General features: G+C 68.9%; 23 protein-coding genes. All 23 read right to left on the bottom strand.

Features of this window, described 5'->3' with window-relative positions; translation table 11 throughout:
- Window positions 1–3: 3 nt before the first annotated feature.
- The 23 genes from GE073_RS05950 to GE073_RS05845 all read right to left on the bottom strand — a co-directional run bounded on the left by GE073_RS05950 (window position 4) and on the right by GE073_RS05845 (window position 22,022).
- Window positions 4–1,263 carry an ATP-grasp domain-containing protein gene (locus GE073_RS05950; protein WP_153783023.1) on the bottom strand — a complete coding sequence of 420 codons (1,260 nt, stop codon included), beginning with the start codon at window positions 1,261–1,263 and terminating at the stop codon, window positions 4–6.
- A 71-nt stretch (window positions 1,264–1,334) separates the two neighbouring features.
- The gene (locus tag GE073_RS05945) at window positions 1,335–2,690 is read right to left on the bottom strand and encodes an MFS transporter (RefSeq protein ID WP_228551311.1); all 1,356 of its coding nucleotides are present in this window, start codon (window positions 2,688–2,690) and stop codon (window positions 1,335–1,337) included.
- Complete coding sequence (locus GE073_RS05940) at window positions 2,687–3,361, bottom strand: B3/B4 domain-containing protein (RefSeq protein WP_153783021.1); 675 nt, start codon at window positions 3,359–3,361, stop codon at window positions 2,687–2,689. Before GE073_RS05940 ends, GE073_RS05945 begins: the two co-directional genes overlap by 4 nt.
- 33 nt (window positions 3,362–3,394) lie before the next feature.
- Window positions 3,395–4,741, bottom strand: a complete 1,347-nt coding sequence (locus tag GE073_RS05935) for a nucleotide sugar dehydrogenase (RefSeq protein ID WP_153783020.1) — start codon at window positions 4,739–4,741, stop codon at window positions 3,395–3,397.
- 16 nt (window positions 4,742–4,757) lie between these two features.
- The gene (locus GE073_RS05930; RefSeq protein ID WP_028597889.1) at window positions 4,758–5,168 is read right to left on the bottom strand and encodes a DUF6917 domain-containing protein; all 411 of its coding nucleotides are present in this window, start codon (window positions 5,166–5,168) and stop codon (window positions 4,758–4,760) included.
- Window positions 5,165–6,082, bottom strand: coding sequence for a Gfo/Idh/MocA family protein (locus GE073_RS05925; RefSeq protein WP_028597888.1), 918 nt, complete (start codon window positions 6,080–6,082; stop codon window positions 5,165–5,167). Before GE073_RS05925 ends, GE073_RS05930 begins: the two co-directional genes overlap by 4 nt.
- Window positions 6,083–6,161: 79 nt before the next feature.
- The gene (locus GE073_RS05920) at window positions 6,162–7,274 is read right to left on the bottom strand and encodes an Ldh family oxidoreductase (RefSeq protein WP_043111008.1); all 1,113 of its coding nucleotides are present in this window, start codon (window positions 7,272–7,274) and stop codon (window positions 6,162–6,164) included.
- A complete protein-coding gene (locus GE073_RS05915) occupies window positions 7,271–8,599 on the bottom strand; it encodes a M20/M25/M40 family metallo-hydrolase (RefSeq protein WP_028597887.1) in 1,329 nt (442 codons plus the stop codon). Before GE073_RS05915 ends, GE073_RS05920 begins: the two co-directional genes overlap by 4 nt.
- Entirely contained in the window at window positions 8,596–9,489 is an 894-nt protein-coding gene (locus tag GE073_RS25325) for a sugar phosphate isomerase/epimerase family protein (protein ID WP_043111007.1), read from the bottom strand. The genes GE073_RS05915 and GE073_RS25325 overlap by 4 nt, the downstream gene beginning before the upstream one ends.
- Window positions 9,482–10,609 carry a DegT/DnrJ/EryC1/StrS family aminotransferase gene (locus tag GE073_RS05905; protein WP_153783019.1) on the bottom strand — a complete coding sequence of 376 codons (1,128 nt, stop codon included), beginning with the start codon at window positions 10,607–10,609 and terminating at the stop codon, window positions 9,482–9,484. Before GE073_RS05905 ends, GE073_RS25325 begins: the two co-directional genes overlap by 8 nt.
- Complete coding sequence (locus GE073_RS05900; protein WP_043111006.1) at window positions 10,606–11,739, bottom strand: DegT/DnrJ/EryC1/StrS family aminotransferase; 1,134 nt, start codon at window positions 11,737–11,739, stop codon at window positions 10,606–10,608. The genes GE073_RS05905 and GE073_RS05900 overlap by 4 nt, the downstream gene beginning before the upstream one ends.
- A gap of 42 nt (window positions 11,740–11,781) precedes the next feature.
- Window positions 11,782–12,822, bottom strand: a complete 1,041-nt coding sequence (locus GE073_RS05895) for a Gfo/Idh/MocA family oxidoreductase (protein WP_153783018.1) — start codon at window positions 12,820–12,822, stop codon at window positions 11,782–11,784.
- The gene (trpA, locus tag GE073_RS05890; RefSeq protein ID WP_028597884.1) at window positions 12,815–13,624 is read right to left on the bottom strand and encodes a tryptophan synthase subunit alpha; all 810 of its coding nucleotides are present in this window, start codon (window positions 13,622–13,624) and stop codon (window positions 12,815–12,817) included. The genes GE073_RS05895 and trpA overlap by 8 nt, the downstream gene beginning before the upstream one ends.
- Window positions 13,621–14,814 (bottom strand): tryptophan synthase subunit beta, encoded by a 1,194-nt coding sequence (gene trpB / locus GE073_RS05885; RefSeq protein ID WP_028597883.1) that lies wholly within the window; start codon window positions 14,812–14,814, stop codon window positions 13,621–13,623. Before trpB ends, trpA begins: the two co-directional genes overlap by 4 nt.
- The gene (gene trpC / locus GE073_RS05880) at window positions 14,811–15,653 is read right to left on the bottom strand and encodes an indole-3-glycerol phosphate synthase TrpC (protein ID WP_153783017.1); all 843 of its coding nucleotides are present in this window, start codon (window positions 15,651–15,653) and stop codon (window positions 14,811–14,813) included. Before trpC ends, trpB begins: the two co-directional genes overlap by 4 nt.
- A 201-nt stretch (window positions 15,654–15,854) precedes the next feature.
- Window positions 15,855–16,646 (bottom strand): helix-turn-helix transcriptional regulator, encoded by a 792-nt coding sequence (locus tag GE073_RS05875; protein ID WP_101808661.1) that lies wholly within the window; start codon window positions 16,644–16,646, stop codon window positions 15,855–15,857.
- Window positions 16,647–16,851: 205 nt separating this feature from the next.
- Window positions 16,852–17,238: a holo-ACP synthase gene (gene acpS / locus GE073_RS05870; protein ID WP_028597881.1), complete on the bottom strand. Its 387-nt coding sequence runs from the start codon at window positions 17,236–17,238 to the stop codon at window positions 16,852–16,854.
- Between the two features lie 10 nt (window positions 17,239–17,248).
- A complete protein-coding gene (gene nadE, locus GE073_RS05865) occupies window positions 17,249–18,058 on the bottom strand; it encodes an ammonia-dependent NAD(+) synthetase (protein WP_153783016.1) in 810 nt (269 codons plus the stop codon).
- A gap of 34 nt (window positions 18,059–18,092) precedes the next feature.
- Complete coding sequence (locus tag GE073_RS05860; RefSeq protein WP_028597879.1) at window positions 18,093–18,527, bottom strand: BrxA/BrxB family bacilliredoxin; 435 nt, start codon at window positions 18,525–18,527, stop codon at window positions 18,093–18,095.
- Between the two features lie 166 nt (window positions 18,528–18,693).
- The gene (locus tag GE073_RS05855) at window positions 18,694–19,029 is read right to left on the bottom strand and encodes a DUF3905 domain-containing protein (protein WP_153783015.1); all 336 of its coding nucleotides are present in this window, start codon (window positions 19,027–19,029) and stop codon (window positions 18,694–18,696) included.
- Window positions 19,029–19,157 (bottom strand): hypothetical protein, encoded by a 129-nt coding sequence (locus GE073_RS25765; protein WP_255309712.1) that lies wholly within the window; start codon window positions 19,155–19,157, stop codon window positions 19,029–19,031. The genes GE073_RS05855 and GE073_RS25765 overlap by 1 nt, the downstream gene beginning before the upstream one ends.
- 99 nt (window positions 19,158–19,256) lie before the next feature.
- Window positions 19,257–20,954 carry a two-component system sensor histidine kinase NtrB gene (locus tag GE073_RS05850; RefSeq protein ID WP_052333018.1) on the bottom strand — a complete coding sequence of 566 codons (1,698 nt, stop codon included), beginning with the start codon at window positions 20,952–20,954 and terminating at the stop codon, window positions 19,257–19,259.
- A gap of 75 nt (window positions 20,955–21,029) precedes the next feature.
- Entirely contained in the window at window positions 21,030–22,022 is a 993-nt protein-coding gene (locus GE073_RS05845; RefSeq protein ID WP_228551308.1) for an alpha/beta hydrolase, read from the bottom strand.
- Window positions 22,023–22,102: the final 80 nt, after the last annotated feature.

Genomic DNA, 22,102 nt, shown 5'->3' with positions numbered 1-22,102 from the left:
GTCCTAGCCCTCCACGGCCGCCAGCGGCCGCGCCTCGATGCGGAACAGCCCCATCGCCCGCAGGATCGCCTTCTCGACCGCCGCCTCGCTCTCGCCGCGCAGGCGGTAGCGGCCGCTGATATGGTAGTAGGAGCCCTTGCCGTCGAGAATCTCGCCCGGCTGCGGCGTCCACTCGTCGTAGATCTCCGGCACGACGCCGAGCAGCGAGGAGACCGAGACGACCTCGGCCGGCGTGCCGGGAGGCTCGGGGAACTGGATCAGCCCGCCGTGCACGCCCTCCTGCGGAGCCTGCAGCGGCTCGAACGTGCCGAGCTCGATGCGGATCCATTCCTCGCACAGGTTGACGCCGTACAGATCGACGGTCAGGAACGGCGTCTCCGCCCCGCCCATGCGCGCCCCGATCTCCAGGAATACCGCCTCGCGGCCGTCGCGGTCGATCACCTCCAGATGGAAGCAGCCGTCCGTCAGCTCGAGCGAGCGCAGCACCTCCTCCGTGAAGCCTTGCAGGCGGTCCCGCAGCTCCTGCCGGTCGGTGACGATGAACGAGCCGTTGGGCCGTCCCTCGGCGAAGCCGAGGCAGCCCCCGACATACTGCGACGGGGCGTAGAACGCCAGCTCGCCGTCCTTGACCAGACCGTCGATATGGAAAATCGGCCCGGCGACGAACTCCTCCACCTGGCAGTCCCCGGCCGTGCCCGCCTCGTGCACGGAGCGCAGCGCCTCGCGCAGCTGCCGCTCGTCCTCGGCGCGCCTCACGCCCTGGCTCGCCGCGCCGCGGCGCGGCTTGACGATGACCGGGTACCCGGCCTCGCGGGCGAACGCGACCGCCGCGTCCTCGTCCGCTCCGTCGAGGAAGCGCGGCACGCGGATGCCGTCGCGCCGCAGCCGCTCCTTCATGACGATCTTGTCGCGGTACAGGGGGATGCGGTCCAGGCCGACGCCGGGAATGCCGAGCTCGGAGCGCAGCCGCGCCGCATGGCTCAGGTCGAACTCCGACAGCGCGATCAGCAGGTCGAAGCCGCCCAGGCGCTCGGACGCGCCCGCGAACGCTCCGTGCAGCGGCTCGTAGGCTTCCAGCTCGGCCAGCTCATGCACCTCGGCCGCCAGCGGCTCCACGGCGGCGATGTCCTTGCGGCCCCGCGCGTTGACGAAGTAGACGACCTGGTCGCGGGAGTGGTCGATGACGCGGGAATAGTCGACGAAGCCGCCGAGCACGACGTCGCCGAAGCGATGGATGACGGCGATTTTGCGGGATGTGGTCATAGTGGTCCTCCTTGGGCCCTCATGGGCGGGGGTATACGGCTCGATCGGTCAAACGGAAAGCCGCCCCGGCGTCAAGCCGAGGCGTCGATGGCGGCGGGTCCGGTCGCCGATCCGGCGGCAGGCCGAGCTCCGCCGAAGAAGCCGCTGCGGATCCGGCGGACGAGCAGCGCCTGCAGGATGCCGCAGGCGGCGAACAGCGCGCCGAGCGCCGAGAACAGCACGGCTCCGTCCGTCGCGGAGTAGAGCAGGCCGCCCAGCACCGGGCCGACCGCCAGCGGAACATGCATGTGCAGGCCGAAAATCGCGAAGTAGTACCCCCGCTCCCGCTCCGGCGCGAGCTCGGCGACCGTGTTCTGCAGATGCGGCCCGATCAGCATCTCCGCCACGGAGAAGACGAGCTCGACGACGAACAGCAGCAGCAGGACGGTCGAGAACGCGTAGCCGACCGATACGGCGGCGAACATGCCGTAGGAGACGGCCGCCGCGAGCGAGGCGGACATCCGCTTCGTGCGCGCGATGATCCACAGCTGCAGCGCGATGACGAGGATGCCGTTGAACGTCATCAGCGAGGCGAGCACGTCCTCGGGACGGGCGAACGACTCGCCGAAATGGAACGGCAGGATCGAGATGACGAGCGCGAAGATGAGCCCGATCGGCATCGCCAGCGACGTCAAGCCGAACAGCGCCCGGCGGCGCGCGGCCGCATCCGGCGCGGCGGCATCCGGCGCGGCCGGCGTCCTTGACTCGCCGCCCGCGTAGCCCGAGGCCCCCGGCTCCTCCGCGTCCGCTCCCCGGGCGGCGCCGGCCGTCCTTCGGGCCTTGCCCGGCCGCGTTTCCGGCACCTTCGACAGCACGAGAAAGAGGTAGGCGAGCAGCAGGACCGCGCCGGCCGCGAACACGACGTTCTCCCCGGCGCGCAGCAGCAGCAGCCCGACCGCCGGGCCGAAGGCGGCGCCGACGTTGGAGGCGGTGTGCAGCAGCGCGAACACCTCCCGCTGCCGCTCCGACGGAACGACGTCGGCGACCATCGCGTTCGCCGCCGGGTTGAACAGCGCCGAGCCGACGCCCATGACGGCGGTGATCGCCGCGAATGCCCACACCTGCTCGGCGAACGCGTACGCGCCCATGCACGCCGCCTGCAGCAGCAGCGCGCCGAGCATGACCGGGCGGCGGCCGAGCCGGTCGCTCAGCCCGCCGGCGATGAAGCTCGTCGCCATCGAGGCGAACGGCTGCAGGCCGATGACGAGCATCGCGAGCAGCAGCGAGCCGCCCGACTGCTCGTACAGGTAGAGCGCCAGGAACGGACGGATCAGGAACGTCGTCGTCGCCGTCACGGCGTTGCCGCAGATGCGGATCCAGAGCGCGGAGTCATAGCGCCGGATCAGGCCGCCGAAGCGGGCGAGAGGCGAGCCTGCCCGCCCGCTCATCCGGCCGCCCGCACGCCGCATGCCCGCTCCAGCCGGGCGACGGCCGCGTCGAGCGCGGCCTCCACCTCGGCGCGCGCGATGCCCGGCACCTGGCAGCCGAGCAGCCAGACGGAGCGCGTGTCCGCCGTCACCTTCTGCGCCTCGCCGTCGCGGTAGCAGAAGCGCGAGAGCACCTTCTCGCTGTCGGCGAGCACGAGCACGCCGGCGGGCAGCTCGGCTGGCTCCGGCTCGCCCAGCCCCTGGAACGGCTCGCCGCCTCGCGTGAAGTCGAGGCGCAGGCTGCCGGCGACCGCGCCGGAATCGAACGCGCCGAGCGGGATCAGATGATCGAGCGCGGCGAGGTTGACCGCGTCGACGGCCGGATGGATGAGCGGCAGCCGCGCCAGCTCGTCCTTGATGAAGAAGCGCTGCAGCAGGTTCTGCACCGACGGCGGCGTCTTTTTCGGATCGAGGCCGATGCTGCGGTAGAACTCGCTGTACGCGCGGATACGCGGCTCGTCGGCGACGTCCGCCTTGCTGCGGCCGCGCCAGCGGGCATGCACCTCCGCCCAGGCGGCTTCATCCGGCTCGGCCGAAGCCGCCCGGTCCTGCAGAGCGACCTCGCGGCCGTACACCTCGACGTCGCCCAGCCGCAGCCGGACCTCGTCGGTCACGTGAATTGATGGATACATGACAATCTCCCTTCTGCGGGTGGATGCGTGGAGTCAGACGATCGCGAGCGCGCGCTCGCGTCCGTCGAGTCCCGGCATGGCGTCTCCGATCCTCACGATGGAGGCGGCGTCGTAGCCGGAGAAGGCGTTGCGCGTGTCGAGCACGGGCACGCCGGAGCGGGCGATCTCGCCGAGATCGAATGCCGAATGCGCGGTCAGCAGCAGGATGCAGTCGTAGGAGGCGAGACGGTGCGGATCGAGCTCCGCCGCCTGCTCCGGCCGATGCCCCTTCTCCGTGCGCACGCCGGCGCAATGCGGATCGTGCACGGTGAGGCGCGCTCCTTTTTCATGCAGCAGATCGTAGATCTCCAGGCTCGGCGATTCGCGCCAGTCGCCGACATCCGGCTTGTAGGCCATGCCGAGCAGCAGGATGCCGGAGTTCTTGACGCTCTTGCCGGAGCGGTTCAGCAGATCGGCCGTCTTCTGCACGACGTAGCGCGGCATGTTGCGGTTGAGGTCCTGCGACAGCTCGATGAAGCGGCTGAAGAAGTTCTCGCCCTTGGCCTTCCACGACAGGTACATCGGATCGAGCGGGATGCAATGGCCGCCGATGCCGGGACCCGGGTAGAACGGCATGAAGCCGAACGGCTTCGTCGCCGCCGCCTGGATGACCTCCCAGACGTTGACCTCGATGCGGTCGCACAGCTGGGCGATTTCGTTGATGAACGCGATGTTGACGCTGCGGAACGTATTCTCCAGCAGCTTGGACATCTCGGCCGCGCGCGTCGAGCTGACCGGCACGACGCGCTCGACGATCGTCTCGTACAGCTTGACGCCGAGCTCCAGGCAGCGCGGCGTGCTGCCGCCGACCACCTTGGGCGTATTGCGGATGCGGAAGGTCTTGTTGCCGGGATCGACCCGCTCGGGCGAGTAGCACAGGAAAAAGTCCCGTCCCGCCTGCCGCCCGTCCGGCGCGAGCGCCGCGGCGACAAGCTCGTCCGTCGTGCCGGGATACGTCGTGCTCTCCAGCACGACGAGCGCCCCCGGCTTCAGATAGGCGCCGAGCTGCTCGACCGCCGAGGCGATGCAGCTCAGATCGGGCTCCTGATTGCGCGTCAGCGGCGTCGGCACGCAGATGCAGACCGCGTCGAGGCCGGCGATCGCGGCAAAATCCGTCGTCGCCTCGAAGCGGGCCAGCGCCGCGGCCGTCATTTTTTCCTGAACGTCGGGAATGTAGCACTCTCCCCTCCTCAGGCGGGCGACCTTGTCCTCCGACAGGTCGATGCCCGTCACCGCGAAGCCCGCCCCGGCGAACTCAAGCGCCAGCGGCAGTCCGACATATCCCATGCCGACGACTCCGATCCTCGCCTGCCGGCTCTCCAGCTTCGAAAGCAGCTCCATATGGGGTTCTCCTCCTTCAATCGCCGATCTCTTCTCCCGGCTCGAATCGTATCGCCTGCTCGACCTCCAGCAAGACATCGCCGGACGCCAGCAGCTCGTCGGCCGCGATCAGGATGTTGTAGTGGTTCGGAAAATGGCAATCGTCGAAGCCGAGCACCTCGCCGAGCAGCCGTCCGCCCGCGACGAGGCGGTCGCCGCGCTGAATGACGCCGCCGGCCTCGAATTCGGCAAAGCCGAGGAAGCCGACGCGGTCGATCGCGTCGCCGGCCGCGGCCGAAGCCTGCGTCGTCGTGACCAGCTCATGGATGTCGCCCTGCCGGATGCAGCGGGCGCGCTCCTCCATCAGCCGCATGCCGCGGTCCATGCGCTTGTGATGCAGCAGCTTCACCATGCGGCCGCGCACGATCCGCTTGTCGGCGAGCCTCACGAGCGGACCGTCTCCGCCAAGTACGTGTCGCGCACGAGCCGCACCGCGTCCAGCCCGTCCTCGCCGTGGCAGCCGCCCGCCTCAATCTTGGCGTCGAAGTCGCGCAGAATCTCCGCGTATTCGTGGTACAGCGACGACTTGAACGCCTCGAAGCCCGCCAGCATGTCGACGTTCAGCTCCGTGCCGTCCTTCAGCCGGATGAGCACTTCCTTCTTCTCGCCGTGCGGGTACGCCCAGTCCAGATGCACCGACACCGGCACGCCCGTCTCCGACACGAGCTCCACGCGCGCCTCCGTGTCGGCCTGGCCGGTCCAGGAAATATCCGCCGAGACGACATCCAGCCGGCCGAGGAAAAAGGCGAGCGTGTCGTACACGTTCGGGCCGTTGTCGGCGATGCAGCCGCCGCCGCAGCGCGCCGGATCGAGGTACCAGCGGTCCTCCCCGGCATGCTCCTCGATCTTTTCCAGGTAGCGCGCCTCGACCGAGGCGATCTCGTCGCGCGTGGAGATGCGCTCCAGCGCCTGCTGGAAATGCACGTTGTAGCGGCGGTGAAACGCGGTGAACAACGTCTTGCCCGTGCTGCGCGACCAGGCGGCGAGCTCCCCGGCCTCCTGCAGCGTCAGCGCCATCGGCTTCTCGCAGCATACATGCTTGCCCGCCAGCATCGCCTCGCGGCAGATTTCGTAATGCTTGTCGTTCGGGACGTTCACGATGACCGCGTCGAGATTTTGCTGGCGCAGCAGCTCGCGGTAATCCCGATAGGCATGCAGGCCTTCTTCCTGAAAGGCCGCGATGCGCTCGAGGTTGAGGTCGCAGACAGCCGCCAGCTGCGGCAGTCCGGCCTCATTCCGCATCGCATGCACATAAAATTTCGAGATGACGCCCATTCCGATCAAACCGACTTTCCTTGCCATTGCCGATCGCCTCCTTCTTCTGCCGAGCCGTTAGATTCGTAATCGCCGTCCGCCGGCCATGCAGGCCGCGCTCCGACCGTCAGCCGCGCTCTGCCGCCGCCGGCTCGCGCGGCGGGACCAGTCCGAGCCGCTCGGCCAGCCCGTCCAGCTGCCGCGCGAGCGCAGCGTCCAGCTCCACCTGCTCCCGGCTCGCCCGAGCCGCCTCCAGAAAGCCCGGATAGACGACCCGGCCGCCCTCGCGCGCCGGCGGACAGGCGAGCAAGGCGCCGAGCATGCCGCCCATCTCGCGCTCGAAGCCTCCGTCCGGGCGGAAGCGCGCCGGGTCGATCGCCAGGAAGAAATGTCCGACATTCGCGTCCTCCGCGCCGGCTTCCCGGCCTTCGGGCGAAAGCAGCCGCTCATGCGGCCCCATCTCCGCCCCGGACAGCGCCCCGCAGAGGATGTCGACCATAAGAGCGAGGCCGAAGCCTTTGGCGCCGCCGGTCGCCAGGTCGCCGCCGAGCAGCTGCAGATGGCCGCGCCCTTCCTCGTAGGCGGCCGGGTCGGTCACCGGCCGGCCCTCGTCGTCGACCAGCCAGCCCTCCGGGATCGGCTCGCCCCGGCGCAGCGCCGCCTTGATCTTGCCGGTGGCGACGACCGTCGTGCTCATGTCGAGCTGGAACGGCGGATGCCCTTCTCCCGGCGCGCCCATGGCGATCGGGTTCGTGCCGAGCATCGCCGCCGAGCCGCCCGGAGGGCGGGCGATCGCCTGCGAGCCGAGGTTCGTCATGGCGATGCCGATCATGCCCCGGCGCACCGCCTGCTGCGTGTAGTAGCCCGCGCTGCCGAAATGCGACGAGCGCCGCACCGCGACGCAGCCGATGCCCGTCTCGGCCGCCTTGGCGATCGCGAGCTCCATCGCCCGGGCTCCGGCGGCCAGGCCGAGCCCGCCGCGGGCGTCCAGCGCCGCGATCGAGGCCGTCTCCGCCGTCAGCTCGAACTCCGCCTGGGGGTCGATGCGGCCGTCCAGCAGCCGCGCGACGTAGATGCGCTCGAGATTGGCGACGCCATGCGTGTCGAAGCCGTTCTCGTCGGCGTAGCAGAGCACCTCTGCGGCTGTCCGGGCCGTCGCCTCGGGCGCTCCGCAGGCCCGGAACACCTCCTCCGCGAACCGCCGCAGCTCCTGCGCCGGCACGATTTTGACGCTTGTCATGCGCTTCCCGTCCTCTCCAGCTGCCGCTTTCTGCGCGCCGTGCGGGCGAAAGCGAGCAGCAGCTCCTTGATCTGTCCGGCGTACCGCTCCAGCTCCGCGAGCTCCATGCTCTCACGGGCCGTATGCGCGCCGTTACCCTCCAGGCTGCCCGGTCCGTATACGACCGTGTAGCAGCCTTTGGCCATCATCCACATCGCGTCGCAGGTGAAGGCGCGTTCCGGCCGGTCGTCCGGATTGCGCTCCCAGCCGAGGCCGCTCAGCAGCCGCTCCCATGCAGGATGGCGGTTGTCCAGCACCGGCAGGCCGCTCTTCACCCAGCTCAGCCGGCAGAGCCGCGTCGCGTCGCGGGCCGTGCGGCGCGCCTCCGGCACGTCCGCCCATTCGTCCGCGAAGCGCAGCAGCGCGTCGCGCGCGCACCGCTCCGTCAGCAGGCGCAGCTTTTCACCGGCAAAGGCCGACGGATAAGCGATGTTGAGCAGCAGCGTGCCGGTGCCGTACACCTTGTTGTGCATCCCGCCCGTATGGAGGCCGGCCAGGCACACCTTGCCGCCGAGCTCGCGCGCCGGCTCCGCCAGGCCGCGCAGCAGCGCCGCGCCGACCTGCCCGAGCAGCAGCGTCGCGTTGTGCCCCGCTTGCGGAGCGTCGTCGGTCGCGTCCTCTCCGAACATCTCGACCCGCGCCGTCATCGACGTCGTCGAACGGTCGAACCAGACGCCGCCCGAAGGCTCGGCGAACACGTTCAGCGCGCCGACATGCCCGAGCTCGGCCAGCTCCCGCGTGCCGCAGACGCCCATCGCGCCGCCCTCTTCGCCGCAGACGCTCTGCACGAGCACCGAGCAGCGCTCCGCCAGCTCCGGGTCCTCCGCCAGCGCCGCCTCGATGCCGGCGAGCAGCGCGACGCCGGCGCCCTTCATGTCGGCGCTGCCCCGGCCGTAGAAGCGGACGCCGTCGAAGCCGATCTCCTGCCCGCCGTCCGCGACGGTATCCATATGGAAGTTGAACGCGATCGTCTCCTCCCGGGGCCGCTCCCGGCCGATGCGCAGCAGCAGGTTCGGCTGGGCGGCGAGGAACGCCTGCTCGCCCATCCGCTCCGCCTGCCGCAGCACGCTCAGCGGCACGCCGTCCCGCCGCAGCGCCTCGGGCGGAGCCGGAGCGAGCAGCAGCTGCGCCGCTCCGGTCCGCCGCGCCGCGAACGCGGCGTACGCCTGCTGCGCCTCCGGCAGCCGTCCGGGAGCGTCCGACTCGAGCGGCGACACGGTGTCGAGCCGCAGCAGCGCCAGCAGCAGCTCGGCATGCTCGTCCGTGAACAGCCTCGCCGCGCTCACGCCGGCTCCTCCCCGGCGGCCGCCGCTTCGGAGCGGGCGTCCGCCCGGACCGCGGCGAGCAGCCGCTCCAGCTCGCGGCCGTACGCCGCGTACGCCTCCAGCTGGCCCGCGCCGCCGCCGCGCTCGCCCAGATGCGGCACGACATGCAGATGCGGCTCGATCGCGAGCAGTCCCGTATAGCCGGCGTCCAGCAGCAGGCCGAGGCATTCGGCTACGCCGGCGTCGCCGCGTCCGGGCAGCGTGTACATCGCCTTGCCGTTCTCGAGCCGGCCGTCCTTCACATGCACATGCTCGACATAGGGCAGCGCCCGGCGCAGGTAGTCCGGCGCCGAGTAGCGGTAGGCGATGCCGTTGCCGGTATCCACCAGCAGGCGCAGCGACGGGCGGCCCACCGTCTCGACGAGCCGCAGCGCCCGCTCGGGGTCGCAGCCGGCCCATCCGGCGCAGTTCTCATGCAGCAGCGTGACGCCGCAGCGGCCGGCCTGCTCGGCGAGCCGGTCCATCCGCTCCAGCACGCTTTTTTCCCAGTCGGACTCGCTCAGCCCGTCGTTCGGCCAGGACATGACCCTCAGGCCCCATCCGCCCAGCCGCAGCAGCCGCTCGGCGCAGCGCTCCAGCTCCTCCAGCTCCCGCTCGTACGGAGTGGAGATCGTCCGCTCCCAGTTGCCGATGCGCGAGTCGGCGATCGAGGCCTTCAGCCCCGCGCCCGACAGCAGCCTCCGGGCCTTGCCGGTCAGCGCGTCGTCCCAGTCGGCGAACGCGGCTCCGTCCGCCGAGCGCAGCTCCAGCTCCGTCCAGCCGAGCTCCGCATGGACCCGCGCCTGCTCCTCCAGCGAGGACGACGCCTCGTCGCCGATGCCCGACAGGGCGATGCCGCCGCGCTCAAGCATGCTGCGGCTCCTGGGCCAGGAACGAGACGACCGCCCGGATGACGGCATCGACGTCGCCGTCCGGCATCTCGGGATAGAGCGGCAGCGCCAGCGAGCGGCTCGCGAACCGCTCGGCGCCGGGATAGTCTCCCGGACGGGCGCCGAGATCCGCGAACGCCGGCTGCAGCGGCAGCGCCGCCGGATAGTACACCTGCGTCTCCACGCCCGCCTGCTCCAGCTCCGCGCGCAGCTCGTCGCGCCGCTCGGCCTGCACGACATAGGTGTAGTACATGCGGCTTTCGTGATCGTCCACCGTCACGAGAAGCCTCGGGTCCAGCCCTGCGAACGCCTCGTGATAGCGGGCCGCAAGCTCGCGGCGGCGCTCCAGCAGCTGCCCGATGCGGCCGAGCTTGTGCAGCAGATAGCCGGCCAGCACCTCGTCCATCCGGCTGTTGTAGCCGAGCCGATGATGGAGGAAGCGGGTGACGCCGTCCTGCCCATGGTTGCGCAGCATGCGGCAGCCGCGGGCGAGCTCCTCGTCGTCGGTCACGATGACCGCGCCGTCGCCGATGCCGCCGAGCGGCTTGGCCGGGAAAAAGGAGTACAGCCCCGCGTCGCCGTGGCGTCCGGCCGGAATGCCGCGCTGGGAGGCGCCGAGCGCGACCGCGCTGTCCTCCAGCACGAGCAGCCCGCGTTCTCGGGCGACGGCGCGGATCGCCTCCATGTCGGCCATGACGGAGAACAGATGCGTCGGGATGACGATCCGGCTCTGCGGCGTGACGCGCCGCTCGAGATCGGCCGGATCCATCATGCCGGTGCGCGGATCGGCGTCGACGAACACCGGATTCGCCCCGAGCAGCCGGATCGCGCTCGCCGTGGAGATGAACGAGAACGCCGGCGTCAGCACGTCGACGCCCGGACCCGCGCCCATCGTCCGCAGCAGCAGCACGAGCGCCGACGTGCCGTTCGCCGCCGCGACCGCGTGGGCCGCGCCGGTATAGGCGCAGATCGCCTCCTCCAGCCGCCGCACGTCTTCCTTGAGGATGAACTGGTCGGTCGTCCCCGAGCGGTACACCAGCTCCTTGATGAGGTCCTTGTCCGGCGCGAACCGCGCACTGTAGTTGAAGAACGGCACGTTCATCGTGCAGCCACCTCCGCGTAGAATTCCTGGACGGCCCGGCAGACGAGCCTCGCCTCCTCGTCGGTCAGATCGGGATACATCGGCAGGCCGACGGCGCGTCCGGCCGCCCGCTCCGCATGCGGGAGCTGCCCCGGGCGTCCGCCCAGCTCCGCGAACGCCGGCTGCAGATGCAGCGGCAGCGGATAATACACCTCCGTGCCGATGCCCCTCGCCGTCAGATGCTCCACAAGCCCGTCGCGGTCGTCCGCTTCGATCAGATACACATAGTAGACGGCGTTGGCCGCTTCCGAGCCGGCCTGGATGACCGGCGTCGACACCTGCGGCACGGCCGCCAGCTCGCGGTCGTACAGCGCGGCCAGATGGGCGCGGCGGGCGATGTTCGCCGCCAGCGACTCCAGGCGCACGGCGATGACCGCCGCCTGCACGTCGTCCATGCGGCTGTTCCAGCCGATCTCGTGGTGGATGTACGGCTGCCCGGCCTCCTGTCCGTGGCTGCGCAGCCGGCGGGCGCGGGCCGCCAGTCCCGCGTCGTCCGTCAGGATCATGCCGGCGTCGCCGATCGCGCCCAGCGTCTTCGTCGGGAAGAACGACAGCACGCCGCCGCGTCCGTGCAGCCCGGCATGCACGCCGCCGCTGAACATGCCGATCCCCTCGGCGCTGTCCTCCAGCACCTGCAGTCCGTGGCGCCGCGCGATGTCGAGGATCGCCGGCATGTCCGCCATCTGCGTGAACAGATGGACCGGCATGATCGCCCGCGTGCGCTCGGTGATCCTGGCCTCGATCCCGGCCGGGTCGATCGCGTAGGTGGCCGGATCGATGTCGCAGAACACCGGGGTCGCGCCGGCGTGAGCGACGCAGGATGCCGTCGCGAAGAAGGAGTACCCCGGGACGATCACCTCATCGCCGGGACCGATGCCCGCGGCCTGCAGCAGCAGGATGAGCGCGTCGGTCGCGTTGCCGACGGCAATCGCGTGGCGAGCTCCCGTATAGCGCTCCAGAGCCTGCTCGAGCCGCGCGACCTCCGGTCCGTTCGTGAACTGGCCCCCGTCGATGACCCGGTCCAGCCGCTCCGACAGCCGGGGCCACGCTTCCTCGAAGGAGCGCGCTCCCGTATAAAAGGCAATGCTCATGATCGATGCCCCTCTCTGGCGTCTTGGCCTCTTTTTCGTTGCTCAGCCGCCGGCGGCTGCCGGACGGGCCGGCCGCTCGCGGGCGGGAATCGCCTTGGCGTCTTCCAGAACCTTCATGACCGCGCGGTTGAAAGCGGCGCCGCTGAGCGGACTCGATCCGATGCCGGCGTAATAGAGATAGAACTCCTCCAGCACGGCCGTCAGCGGATCGTCCTCCAGCCATAGCTGCTCGACGATCCGTCCGTCCAGGCTCCTCACCTCGAGCCAGGAATAGCTGTCGTCGCCGCTGGCCGGGAAGTAGCCGGTCACGGCCGCGTCGTCGAATTCCAGCTCGAGCCTGCGCTCCCGCACCGGGCTCATGAGATCCGAGCGGATGCGGGAAACGGCGCCTGCGGCATGCTGCAGCGTCAGCTCGGCCCGTCCGAGCATCGGCAGCCGCCGCTCGCCGACGACCATGTCCTCGGCCGCAGCGCCTGTCACCTGCGCCGCCTCGCCGCCGAGCGCGAGCGCCAGCGCGGCCAGATGCGGCAGCTCGACGTCGAACGCGCTGTCGTGGCCCGGCTGCCGCAGGCTGCGGGACAGGCGGGCCTTGTTCTGGCAGGCGTCGATGCTCCGCAGCCTTCCGAGGCGGCCGCTCTCCATCCGCTGGCGGATCGTTTTGTAGAGCGCGCTGGACAGCCAGTTCGCCACGACGAGCAGATCCAGGCCGCAGCGCCGCTGCAGCGACAGGATCGCATCCGCCTCCTCCAGCGTGCCGGCCAGCGGCTTTTCGACGATCAGCCGACGGTAGCCGTGCCGCGCCGCCTGCTCCGCCGCCTCGGCATGCTGGCCCGGCGGCGTGCACACATGCACGACCGTCCGCTCCGGCGGGTAGTCGCGCGCCGCCTCCGGCCAGCCCGCCAGCAGCGCCGCGTCCGGCGGAGCCGCCTCCTCCCCCGTCAGCCCCGGATCGAGCACGCCGACCGGGCCTTGCAGGCGCCCCCGGAGCGACGGCAGTGCCGCCGCCTTGCGCAGGCAGGGCAGATGCAGCTCGCGGCCCGCGCGGCCGAAGCCGACGAGCAGCGACCGCAGCGGCTCAGACATGCTGGGCCTTGCCGGTCGCCTGCTTGAGCTCGCCGATGAATCGGCCGACCTCGGCCTCGACCTGATCCGCCGGCGTGCGGCGGATCAGGTTGACGAGCGCGCTGCCGACGATCGCCCCATCGGCGTAGCGGCTGACCTCCTCCACATGGCCGGCATGGGAGATGCCGAAGCCGACCGCGAGCGGCAGCTCCGTCCGGCGGCGGACCTCGTCCAGGAAGCGCTCCAGCTCCTCCGGCATCCGCTCCCGCTCGCCGGTCACCCCGGCGACCGAGATGCAGTAGAGGAAGCCGCTGCCCTGCTCGACCACCGCCTGCGCCCGCTCCGGCGTCGTCGTCGGCGCGATGAAGAAGATCAGGTCCAGCCCTTGCGGACGGAACACGTCGACCCAAGGCGCGGCCATCGTCGACGGAAGATCGGGGATGATGAAGCCGTCCACGCCGGCCAGCGCCGCGTCATGGGCCAGCTTCTCCAGGCCGTAGGCGAGAAAGGAATTCGCATAGCCCATCAGCGCGACCGGCAGCTCCAGCCCCTCGCGCCGCATTCCGGCGACCGTCTCCAGGCAGTCGCGCAGCCGGGTGCCGCCAAGCACCGCCTGCAGGCTCGCCTCCTGGATGGCCGGGCCGTCGGCGAGCGGATCGGCATAAGGCACGCCGAGCTCGATCATGTCCGCGCCCGCATCCGCGATCGCGCGGATTAGTCCCGGCGTGCTTCCCGGCTCGGGGTAGCCGCATGGCAGATAAGGGATGAGCGCCTTCTCGCCGCGCTCCTTCAGCCTGCTGAACATCGTTTCGATCCGGCTCATGCCCTCGCTCCTTCCAGCTCCAGCTTGTCCAGCGCCTCGATGGCCTGGCTCAGATCCTTGTCTCCGCGCCCCGACAGGTTGACCAGCACGATCTGTCCCGGCTCCATCGACGGCGCCAGCTTCAGCGCGTGCGCCACCGCATGGGCCGACTCCAGCGCCGGCAGGATGCCCTCCGTCCGGCACAGGCAGCGGAACGCCTCCAGCGCCTCGCGGTCGGTCGCCGACGTGTACTCCACGCGGCCGCTGTCCTTGAGGTAGCTGTGCTGCGGGCCAGCGCCCGGATAATCGAGGCCCGGCGCGATGCTGTGCGTCTCGCGGATGCCGCCGTGCTCGTCCTGCAGCATGTAGGTCAGGCTGCCCTGGATGATGCCGAGCGTGCCCTGCACGAGCGGAGCCGCGTGCTTGCCCGACTCCAGCCCCTCGCCGGCTGCCTGCACGCCGATCAGGCGCACCGCGGGGTCGCTCAGGAAGCCGCTGAAGATGCCGATCGCGTTGCTGCCGCCGCCGACGCAGGCGACGACCGCGTCCGGCAGCCGGCCCTCCGCCTGCAGCAGCTGCTCGCGGGCTTCGCGGCCGATGACGGACTGGAAGTCGCGCACGATCTCGGGAAACGGCTGCGGTCCGACCGCCGAGCCGAGCAGGTAATGCGTCGTGTCGACGTTCGCGATCCAGTCGCGGATCGCTTCGCTGATCGCGTCCTTGAGCGTCTGCTGTCCGAGCGTGACGAGCCTCAGGTCGGCTCCGAGCAGCTTCATGCGCTGCACGTTCGGCGCCTGGCGGGCCGCATCGACCGCGCCCATGTAGACGACGCATTCGAGGCCCAGCTTGCAGCAGGCGGTCGCGACCGCGACGCCATGCTGGCCCGCTCCGGTCTCCGCGACGATGCGCTTCTTGCCCATGCGCTTTGCCAGCAGCGCCTGCGCCAGCGCGTTGTTGATCTTGTGCGCGCCGGTATGGGTCAAGTCCTCCCGCTTGAGGTACACGCGCGCTCCGCCCCGCTCTCCGCTCAGCCGCTCCAGCGGCGTGATCGGCGTCGGCCGGCCGACGAACTCCCGCAGCAGCCGGTCGATCTGCGCAAGGAACGTCCCGTCCTCGCGGACGGCCGCATACTCCCGCTTCAGCTCCTCCAGATTGCGAATCAGCGTCTCCGCGACGAATGCCCCGCCGAACGGGCCGTAGAACTCGTTCATCCCGCCACTCCTTCCTTTCCTGCCGCAGCCTCTTCGGCCGCTCCGCCTTCCGCCTCTCGTCCGACGAAGCGGCGCACCGCCTCGCCCGGATCGGCGGCGCTCAGAATCGCCTCGCCGACGAGCATCGCGTCGAATCCGTCGCTTTGCGCCTGCAACGCATCAGAGCGAGAATGCATGCCGCTCTCGCTTACGGTGACGATGTCCCCCCCGAGCAGCGCCCGGATTTGGCCCGCCCGCCGGATGTCCACCTCGAACGTCTGCAGGTCGCGGTTGTTGATGCCGACGATTTTCGCTCCGGCGCCAAGCGCCCGCTCCGCGTCGGCCGGCGTGAAGCATTCCGCGATGACGCCCATGCCCAGCTCTCCCGCCAGCGCGAGCAGCTCGGCCAGCTGCCGGTCGTCCGGCACCGAGCGCACGATGACGAGCGCCGCGTCCGCGCCGACCGCGCGGGCCTCGAGGATCTGGTACTCGTCCACGATGAAGTCCTTGTACATCACCGGCAGCGACAGCCCGCCGAGATTGGCCACCTGCTCCACGACCGACGCTCCGTTGCCGAAAAACGCCTCGTCCGCCAGCACCGAGATCGCGCTGGCTCCGCCCGCCTCATACGCCCTCGCCAGCTGCTCCGGCTCGAACTTCGCGCGGAATTCCCCCTTCGACGGCGACTTGCGCTTGATCTCAGCGATCAGCGAGATGCCCGGCGCCTTCAGCGCCCCTCGGAAATCCCGCGGCGCTCTCGCCGCAGCCAGCTTGTCCCGCAGCCGCGCGGCGCTCGCCTCTCTTTTTTTGCGCTCCAGCTCTACACGCTTGTGGGCTACGATTTCGTCCAGCATGAACATGCCTAGCCTTCAGCTCCTTCCCGATAGGCGGATGTCCGCCGATTTCGGCCGATTGCGCGCGCGTTTGGGCGCGGCTCTTGCCTGCTGATGTAAAAGGATGGGGAAACTGCGTCCATCATAGTCAAAACGGCCGCATCGTCATATGCCCTAAATTGGGTATTGTAGGAGCCGATTGCCCGCGCTTCCAGGCGGGGCAAGAGCCTATCGCTTCAAAAACCGGATGAAGAACTCCCCTTTATGGTTCACGCCGGTCTTTGCATATATTTTTTTGATGAACGTCCGCACCGTCTGCTCGGCAATGCCGAGCCGCTCCGCGATCTCCTCCACGGTCAGCCCCTCCAGCCAGTCGCCGGCGACCTGCATTTCGCGGAAGGTCAGCCGATGCTCCTCCAGCCGCTTTTGGACCGTGTCCGGATCGGACGCCGCACGCTCCGTCCGCCCCTCTACGGAGCGCGCCAGCTGCTGCAGCAGCGGCACGCGGAACGCAAGCTCGCCGCTCGGCGGGCTGCCGAGCGCCACGTATCCGCTGGTCCGAGCCTCCCGCCGCAGCGGCGAGCAGATCCAGGACAACGCCCCGAAGGCCCGCTTGTCATGCTCCAGCCCTTCGACGACGGACAGCCGGCCGGTCGCCATAGCCAGCGCTACCGCATTGCGGCCCGCCTGCTCCCGCGCCAGGCTGGCCCCGGCGCGCAGTCCGGCCTCCCCCAGCCGGGACGTCAGCCGGCTTTCGCCTTGGATATGGCGCACGACGCCCGCTTCATCCGCATAGAGGAACAGATGCGGCTTGACGAGCGTCAGCTTCTCGATCTCTCCGGCCAGCTTCCGGATTGCCTCCGCATGCTTGGCATGCGGGCCCAAATCCGTCTTTTCCTTCTGTTCTCCGGGCCTCTCCCGTTCCTGCTTGTCCGCCGGGTTCCTGTCGAAGTCGTCGACGGTGCACCAGGGCTTGAGCGGCTTGCGTATCGCGCGTATTCCTGCTTCCCTTCTCCTCATCGCTGCCTCCTCTGTCGGTGTCAGATCTTCCCCGTGCTGCAGAGTTCCCCCTTTTTCGCATCGGATTAAATGAATCCTAGCAAGTTGGCGATGAAAAAACTGTCGAATCCCATAAATTTTAATTTAATTGACTTAAATTGGTTCAAATGATGCGAAAAAACCCTGGGCGCCGAAGCGTCCAGGGTCAAGGGATCGAAGGTATTCATTAGGTCTCCAGAACGACAACAGCCGAAGCGAGCTGCCGCTCATGCGTGATGCTGACATGCAGCGCCGCCGAAGGGCCGAGCCCGAGGGCGGCCGCGGAGCGGGCGGAGAGCCGGCAGACCGGCTTGCCCGACGGCGCGCGCAGGATCGAGACGTCGCGGAAGCCGGCGCTCGCTCCGATGCCGCAGCCGAGCGCCTTGACGGCCGCTTCCTTGGCGGCGAAGCGGCCGGCGGCGAACTCCGCCAGCCTGCGCCCCGCAAGGCCGGCGGCAAGCTCCAGCTCCTCGTCGGTCAGAATGCGGCGGAGGAATTTCGCTCCGGCCTCGCCTGCGAGCATCCGCTCCACGCGGCCGATGTCGCATAGATCATGGCCGATGCCGGCGATCATCGGACGTGCCTCAGATGCCCGGAATCGGGGCGCGCTTGTGCATCGTCTTGACGTACTGCTTCTCCAGCAGCTCGCGCGCGGCTTCCGGAATCTCGCGGCCTTCCAGATAGGCGCTGTTGTCGTCGTACTTGATGCCGAGCTCGCCCTCGTCGGTCTGGCCTTCCCAGAGGCCGGCCGTCGGAGCCTTGTCCTGGACGCTCCGCGGCACGCCGAGCGCGGCGGCCAGCTGGCGCACCTGATGCTTGTTGAGCGTGCTGAGCGGAGTGATGTCGACCGCTCCATCGCCCCATTTGGTGTAGAAGCCGGTGACCGCCTCGGACGCGTGGTCGGTGCCGACGACGAGCAGATTAAGCTCGCCGGCCAGCGCATACTGGGTCACCATCCGCGTGCGCGCCTTGATGTTGCCCTTGACGCCCCGGTTCACATGGCGGGACAAGCCGATCGACTTGAGGGCGTGCTCGACCTCGAGCGCGATCTCGTCCACCGCCTCGGCGATGTTCGTCTCGACGCGGTGCTTGAGCTCGAACGCCTCGGCGACCTCATAGCTGTGCGCGATGTCCGACTGCTCGCCGTAAGGCTGGAATACGCCAAGCGTCATGTACTCGCGGCCCTTCTCCTGCGTCAGCTCGTCCGTCGCGCGCTTGCACAGGCCGGCGGCCACGGCGCTGTCGATGCCGCCGCTGATCGCGATCAGCAGGCCCGAAGCGCCGGCGCCGACGACATACTCCTTGAGGAAGTCCACCCTGCGGCGGATTTCCTGCTCCGGATCGATGCTCGGCTTGACGCCGAGCGCGGCTATGATTTCCTGCTGCATGCTCATGGCTTTGTTCCTCCTTCGAAAATCGGCGGGACGATCAGCGGCAGTAGCGGTCGAACGCGCTCGTCAGCTCGGCCGAGATGTCCGCCGCGGAGCGGTTCTCGATCTGATGGCGCTCGATGAAGTGCACGAGCTCGCCGTCCTTCATCAGCGCGATGGAAGGAGAGGACGGCGGATACGGCGCGAAGTATTCGCGGGCTTTGGCCGTCGCTTCCTTGTCCTGGCCGGCGAACACTGTGTACAGATGATCCGGCGTGATGTCATGGCCCAGCGCGTCGGCGACGCCTGGACGGCATTGTCCCGCGGCGCAGCCGCAGACGGAGTTGACGACGACGAGCGCCGTGCCCTTGGCCGTCGGCAGCTTCTCCTCGACCTCCTCCGGAGTGCGCAGCTCCTGGATGCCGAGGCGCGTCAGCTCGTCCCTCATCGGCTGCACCATATCAAACATGTATCGCTCAAAAGACATCGACATTTGAAACCCACACCTTTCGGGGAAATGGAATTGGCATTATCCCCGCTATTATACCCGATTGCCGGCGCCAGGGAAACGCCGCCCGCTCCGGCCGGCGGCGGCCAGTCCGGCCGGCCGCTAAAAAAGCCGCCTCATTCCTGCGCGGGAACGGGCGGCGCGGCGAAGCTCAAGGCTCCTGCGGCGGCTTGACGCCGCTTTCGGCCGAATGCTCGGGATGCTGGAGCGGACCGGGCTCCGGCGCCTCGCCCTGCTCGAATAAGGCGCGGTTCTGCGCGGTCTGGAAGCCGATGTCCTTGTACGGATGCACCCACTCGTCGCCGGCCATGACAGCCGGATCGGTCTCCTCCGACCACTGCTCGAGCGGCGACTGCGGCGAGGCGTATTCGTGGTCGCCGATCGTCACCCCGTACCGGTTCACAAACGGCTCCCGCGGCCCTCTGCCGCTGCGGAAGCGGGGCAGGAAGTCGATCTCGAACGGATCCAGACGGGGATCGTCCGCCATCAGATCGAGGGACGGTTCGGTCCGTCCAGCTTCTTGTCGTAGCCGGGCGATCCCGGCGCGGCTGTTTTGCGCCCCGCCTGCTGCTCCTGCTTTTGCTGCTCCTTGGAGTCGTTGCTCGGATTGGCCATCGTATGCGTTCAGCTCCTGTCGGTTATGGACGCGGCCGCTTGCTGCCGCTATGGGGCTAGTATGCCGTTCGCGGCAGCGGACTATGCCCCGGAGCGGAGCTAGCCGGCGTCCGGCCCGCGCAGGCGGAGCCCGTCCCGGACGGGACTGTCGAAGACGACCTTGAACACGGTGCCCCGGCCCGGCTCCGAATCGACGTCGATGCGGCCGTTGTGGCGCTCCGCGATGCTCAGGCAAAGCGGCAGGCCGAGGCCCGTTCCGCGCGCCTTGGTCGTATAGAACGGCTCGAACAGGCGGGCGAGCTTGTCCGGCGGGATGCCTTCTCCGTCATCCTCCACCGACAGCTCCACGGCCGAGCCGCTGAAGCGGGTCGCGATCCGCAGCACGCCTTTTTCCCCCATCGCCTCCATGCCGTTGCGGGCCAGATTGAGGACGAGCTGCTTGATTTCCTTGCCGTTGAGCTCAAGCGTCGGAATCTCGTCGGCGAGGCTCAGCTCGATCGACTGTCCGCGCAGGTTGGCGTCGGCCCACAGCAGCGGCAGCAGCTCCTGGACAATGTCGTGGAGAGAGCCCTGCTCCTTGGAGATGACGCGGTTCTGCGCCAGCGAGAGGAAGTCGTTGATGATGGCGTTCGCCCGGTCCAGCTCGTCGATGACGATGCGGAAATACTCCTGCTGGCTGTCCGGGCTGCGCTCGCGCATCAGCTGCACGAAGCCGCGGATGACGGCCATCGGATTGCGGATCTCATGCGTGATGCTGGCGGCCATCTGGCCGACAAGGCTCAGCCTTTCCATCCGTCCGAGCTCGTCCCTGAGCTGGGTCAGCTCGGTGACGTCCTGCACGACCATCGCCGCTCCCGTCACGATGCCGGCCTGCAGGTTGCGGATCGGGAACGCCGTCGTCAGGTAGGAGCGCTCGCCCTCGACGAGTATCGTCGACGGAGACATGCTGCCCTTCATCGCTTCGTCGAACAGCTGCTTGAACGGCTCCTGGCTGCGGAAGAACCGTTCGTACGGCATGCCGGCGAACTCCAGCTTGCTGCGGCCCTTCAGCGCCTGGCCGCTGAGGCGGATAGCCGCGTCGTTGAGATGCGAGATCCTGCCGTCCGCGTCCACGAGCACCGTCCCCATCGTGCCCATCGCCATCTGGTCGATGAACTGCTGGAGCTTGTGGACCTCGTTCATATAATTGGAAGACATCCGCCGCAGCTGATGCTGCAGCTGGTAATGCTGGATGACCTGGTGGATCGTATACAGCGTCAGCGATACGGCGATGTAGCTGATGAACGCGATGACGGCGATATCGCCTGCGGCCGAGGCGAGGCGATCCGGCTCGAACTGCCGGATATAGCCGGCATAAAGAAACGCGTGATAAGCTCCCCCGACCGTCAACAGCAAGAGCAGGATCTTGTACTTTTCCTTGAGCCGCGCGAGCTGGAACGGCCGGATCGTCAGCAGCAGCACCGGCACGGCGATCAGCAGGAACAGGACGAAGCCGAGCGTCTCCCCGCCGTCGTCGAGCTGCGGCAGCCGCAGCGCCGCATAGATCGTGGACATCGTCGCCAGTCCCGGCACCCCGCCGTACAGGGAGCCCATGAGGAAAGGAATGTACCACAGGTTCAAGTCGAAGCCGAAGCGGGTCGTCTCGGTGAGCAGGACGCAGGCCGCGAGCGAGGCTCCGTAAGCGATGGTGAAGAAAGGAATCGAGCTGCGGCCCTGGTTCAGCCGATACATCCATAGCTGATAGAGGAATACGGGCAACAAGGAGACGAAGGCCTGCAGTATCAATTTTTCCCACATTGACGCAGAAGGTTCCCCCCTTTGCGAGCCGTCTTGCATAACTCCGATTAAAGCACAGGAGGGGAATTTTGACAATCAAGAGTTTGCATAAATCCACATCTTGACCGTCTCGATCACTTCCTCCCGGCGCTCGTCATGATGCAGCTCGTGGTAGCCCCTCTCCCAGCGCCGGAAGGTACAGCGCGGACCGAGCGCGTCCGCCAGCTCCTCGCTCGCCCGCAGCGATGTCACCCGATCCTCGGTGCCGTGCAGCAGCAGCGCCGGCACGGCCAGCCTGCCGGCGTCGGAGAGCGCGCGCTTTCCGGCGGCCGTCACCGCCCGGTACATCGAGACACTGATCCGGGTATGGCAGAGCCGATCCATGACGCTGCCCGCCACCGTATGGACTCCAGGGCGATACAGGTCCCGCTGCTTGATGCCGGTCGGCAGGGCAAAGGTCGGCCGGAGGCGGCCGATCCAGGACGCCGCCGCTTCGGAGACGCGCGATGGCGGCGAGGCGAGGCGGAGCCAGGGGCTCGTCAAAATGAGGCCCGCGATCGGCAACTCGCGCTCGAGAGCGGCCGCGAGCGCGACCGCTCCGCCCATGCTGTGCCCGTACAGGAACAGCGGCGCATCCGGCCACAGGCACGCCGCCTCGGCCACCGCCCGCGCCGCGTCGGCCGTCAGCCGCTCCATGCTGTCCGCGTGCCCGCGCGGTCCCGGAGAGCGTCCATGGCCGCGCTGGTCGTAGGCGAGCACGGCGATGCCCGCCTCCGCCAGCGCCTGCGCGAGCTCGGCGTAGCGGCCGCTATGCTCGCCCATGCCGTGTACGAGGCAGACCGCCGCCCGCGGCTTGACGCGGCTGGGCGATGCCTTCGGCGCTGCGAGAAACGGCTCCGGCCGCTCGGCGCGGCTTGGATTTTTTCCGGTTCCCCTGGAGCCGTCCGAAGGCTCCTGGCGACCGGGCGATGCCGCCCGCCTGTCCGTCTCCTGCCGCTCCGGCGGCCGGCTCTCCTCCTCTGCCTGCGGCTCCAGGCTCCATCCATGCAGCTTTGCCCCATCCTCCGCCTCAAGCGCCAGCTCCCGCATCGCCATCCGCTCCTTTTCGCTTTGCTTCCGCATTTGATACACTGATTGTAGCCTATTGTCTCAAAAGGAGAGAAGCGTCA

It is taken from the genome of Paenibacillus sp. B01 (genome assembly GCF_009649995.1).
Lineage (GTDB): Bacteria > Bacillota > Bacilli > Paenibacillales > Paenibacillaceae > Paenibacillus_O > Paenibacillus_O pasadenensis.
Note: the sequence above shows the minus strand (reverse complement) of the source record. Positions and strands in the feature narration are given on the sequence as shown.

Bases quoted from the DNA above. Each gene is read 5' to 3' on its own strand.
- GE073_RS05935 (WP_153783020.1), bottom strand. From the start codon at position 4,741: ATGGAGCTGCTTTCGAAGCTGGAGAGCCGGCAGGCGAGGATCGGAGTC.
- GE073_RS05950 (WP_153783023.1), bottom strand. From the start codon at position 1,263: ATGACCACATCCCGCAAAATCGCCGTCATCCATCGCTTCGGCGACGTC.
- trpA (WP_028597884.1), bottom strand. From the start codon at position 13,624: ATGAGCCGGATCGAAACGATGTTCAGCAGGCTGAAGGAGCGCGGCGAG.
- GE073_RS05845 (WP_228551308.1), bottom strand. From the start codon at position 22,022: ATGCGGGAGCTGGCGCTTGAGGCGGAGGATGGGGCAAAGCTGCATGGA.
- GE073_RS05855 (WP_153783015.1), bottom strand. From the start codon at position 19,029: ATGGCGGACGATCCCCGTCTGGATCCGTTCGAGATCGACTTCCTGCCC.
- GE073_RS05895 (WP_153783018.1), bottom strand. From the start codon at position 12,822: ATGTCTGAGCCGCTGCGGTCGCTGCTCGTCGGCTTCGGCCGCGCGGGC.
- GE073_RS25325 (WP_043111007.1), bottom strand. From the start codon at position 9,489: ATGCTTGAGCGCGGCGGCATCGCCCTGTCGGGCATCGGCGACGAGGCG.
- GE073_RS05945 (WP_228551311.1), bottom strand. From the start codon at position 2,690: ATGAGCGGGCGGGCAGGCTCGCCTCTCGCCCGCTTCGGCGGCCTGATC.
- trpC (WP_153783017.1), bottom strand. From the start codon at position 15,653: ATGTTCATGCTGGACGAAATCGTAGCCCACAAGCGTGTAGAGCTGGAG.
- nadE (WP_153783016.1), bottom strand. From the start codon at position 18,058: ATGAGCATGCAGCAGGAAATCATAGCCGCGCTCGGCGTCAAGCCGAGC.
- GE073_RS05900 (WP_043111006.1), bottom strand. From the start codon at position 11,739: ATGAGCATTGCCTTTTATACGGGAGCGCGCTCCTTCGAGGAAGCGTGG.
- GE073_RS05875 (WP_101808661.1), bottom strand. From the start codon at position 16,646: ATGAGGAGAAGGGAAGCAGGAATACGCGCGATACGCAAGCCGCTCAAG.
- trpB (WP_028597883.1), bottom strand. From the start codon at position 14,814: ATGAACGAGTTCTACGGCCCGTTCGGCGGGGCATTCGTCGCGGAGACG.
- GE073_RS25765 (WP_255309712.1), bottom strand. From the start codon at position 19,157: ATGGCCAATCCGAGCAACGACTCCAAGGAGCAGCAAAAGCAGGAGCAG.
- acpS (WP_028597881.1), bottom strand. From the start codon at position 17,238: ATGATCGCCGGCATCGGCCATGATCTATGCGACATCGGCCGCGTGGAG.
- GE073_RS05940 (WP_153783021.1), bottom strand. From the start codon at position 3,361: ATGTATCCATCAATTCACGTGACCGACGAGGTCCGGCTGCGGCTGGGC.
- GE073_RS05920 (WP_043111008.1), bottom strand. From the start codon at position 7,274: ATGACAAGCGTCAAAATCGTGCCGGCGCAGGAGCTGCGGCGGTTCGCG.
- GE073_RS05925 (WP_028597888.1), bottom strand. From the start codon at position 6,082: ATGGCAAGGAAAGTCGGTTTGATCGGAATGGGCGTCATCTCGAAATTT.
- GE073_RS05860 (WP_028597879.1), bottom strand. From the start codon at position 18,527: ATGTCGATGTCTTTTGAGCGATACATGTTTGATATGGTGCAGCCGATG.
- GE073_RS05905 (WP_153783019.1), bottom strand. From the start codon at position 10,609: ATGAACGTGCCGTTCTTCAACTACAGTGCGCGGTTCGCGCCGGACAAG.
- GE073_RS05850 (WP_052333018.1), bottom strand. From the start codon at position 20,954: ATGTGGGAAAAATTGATACTGCAGGCCTTCGTCTCCTTGTTGCCCGTA.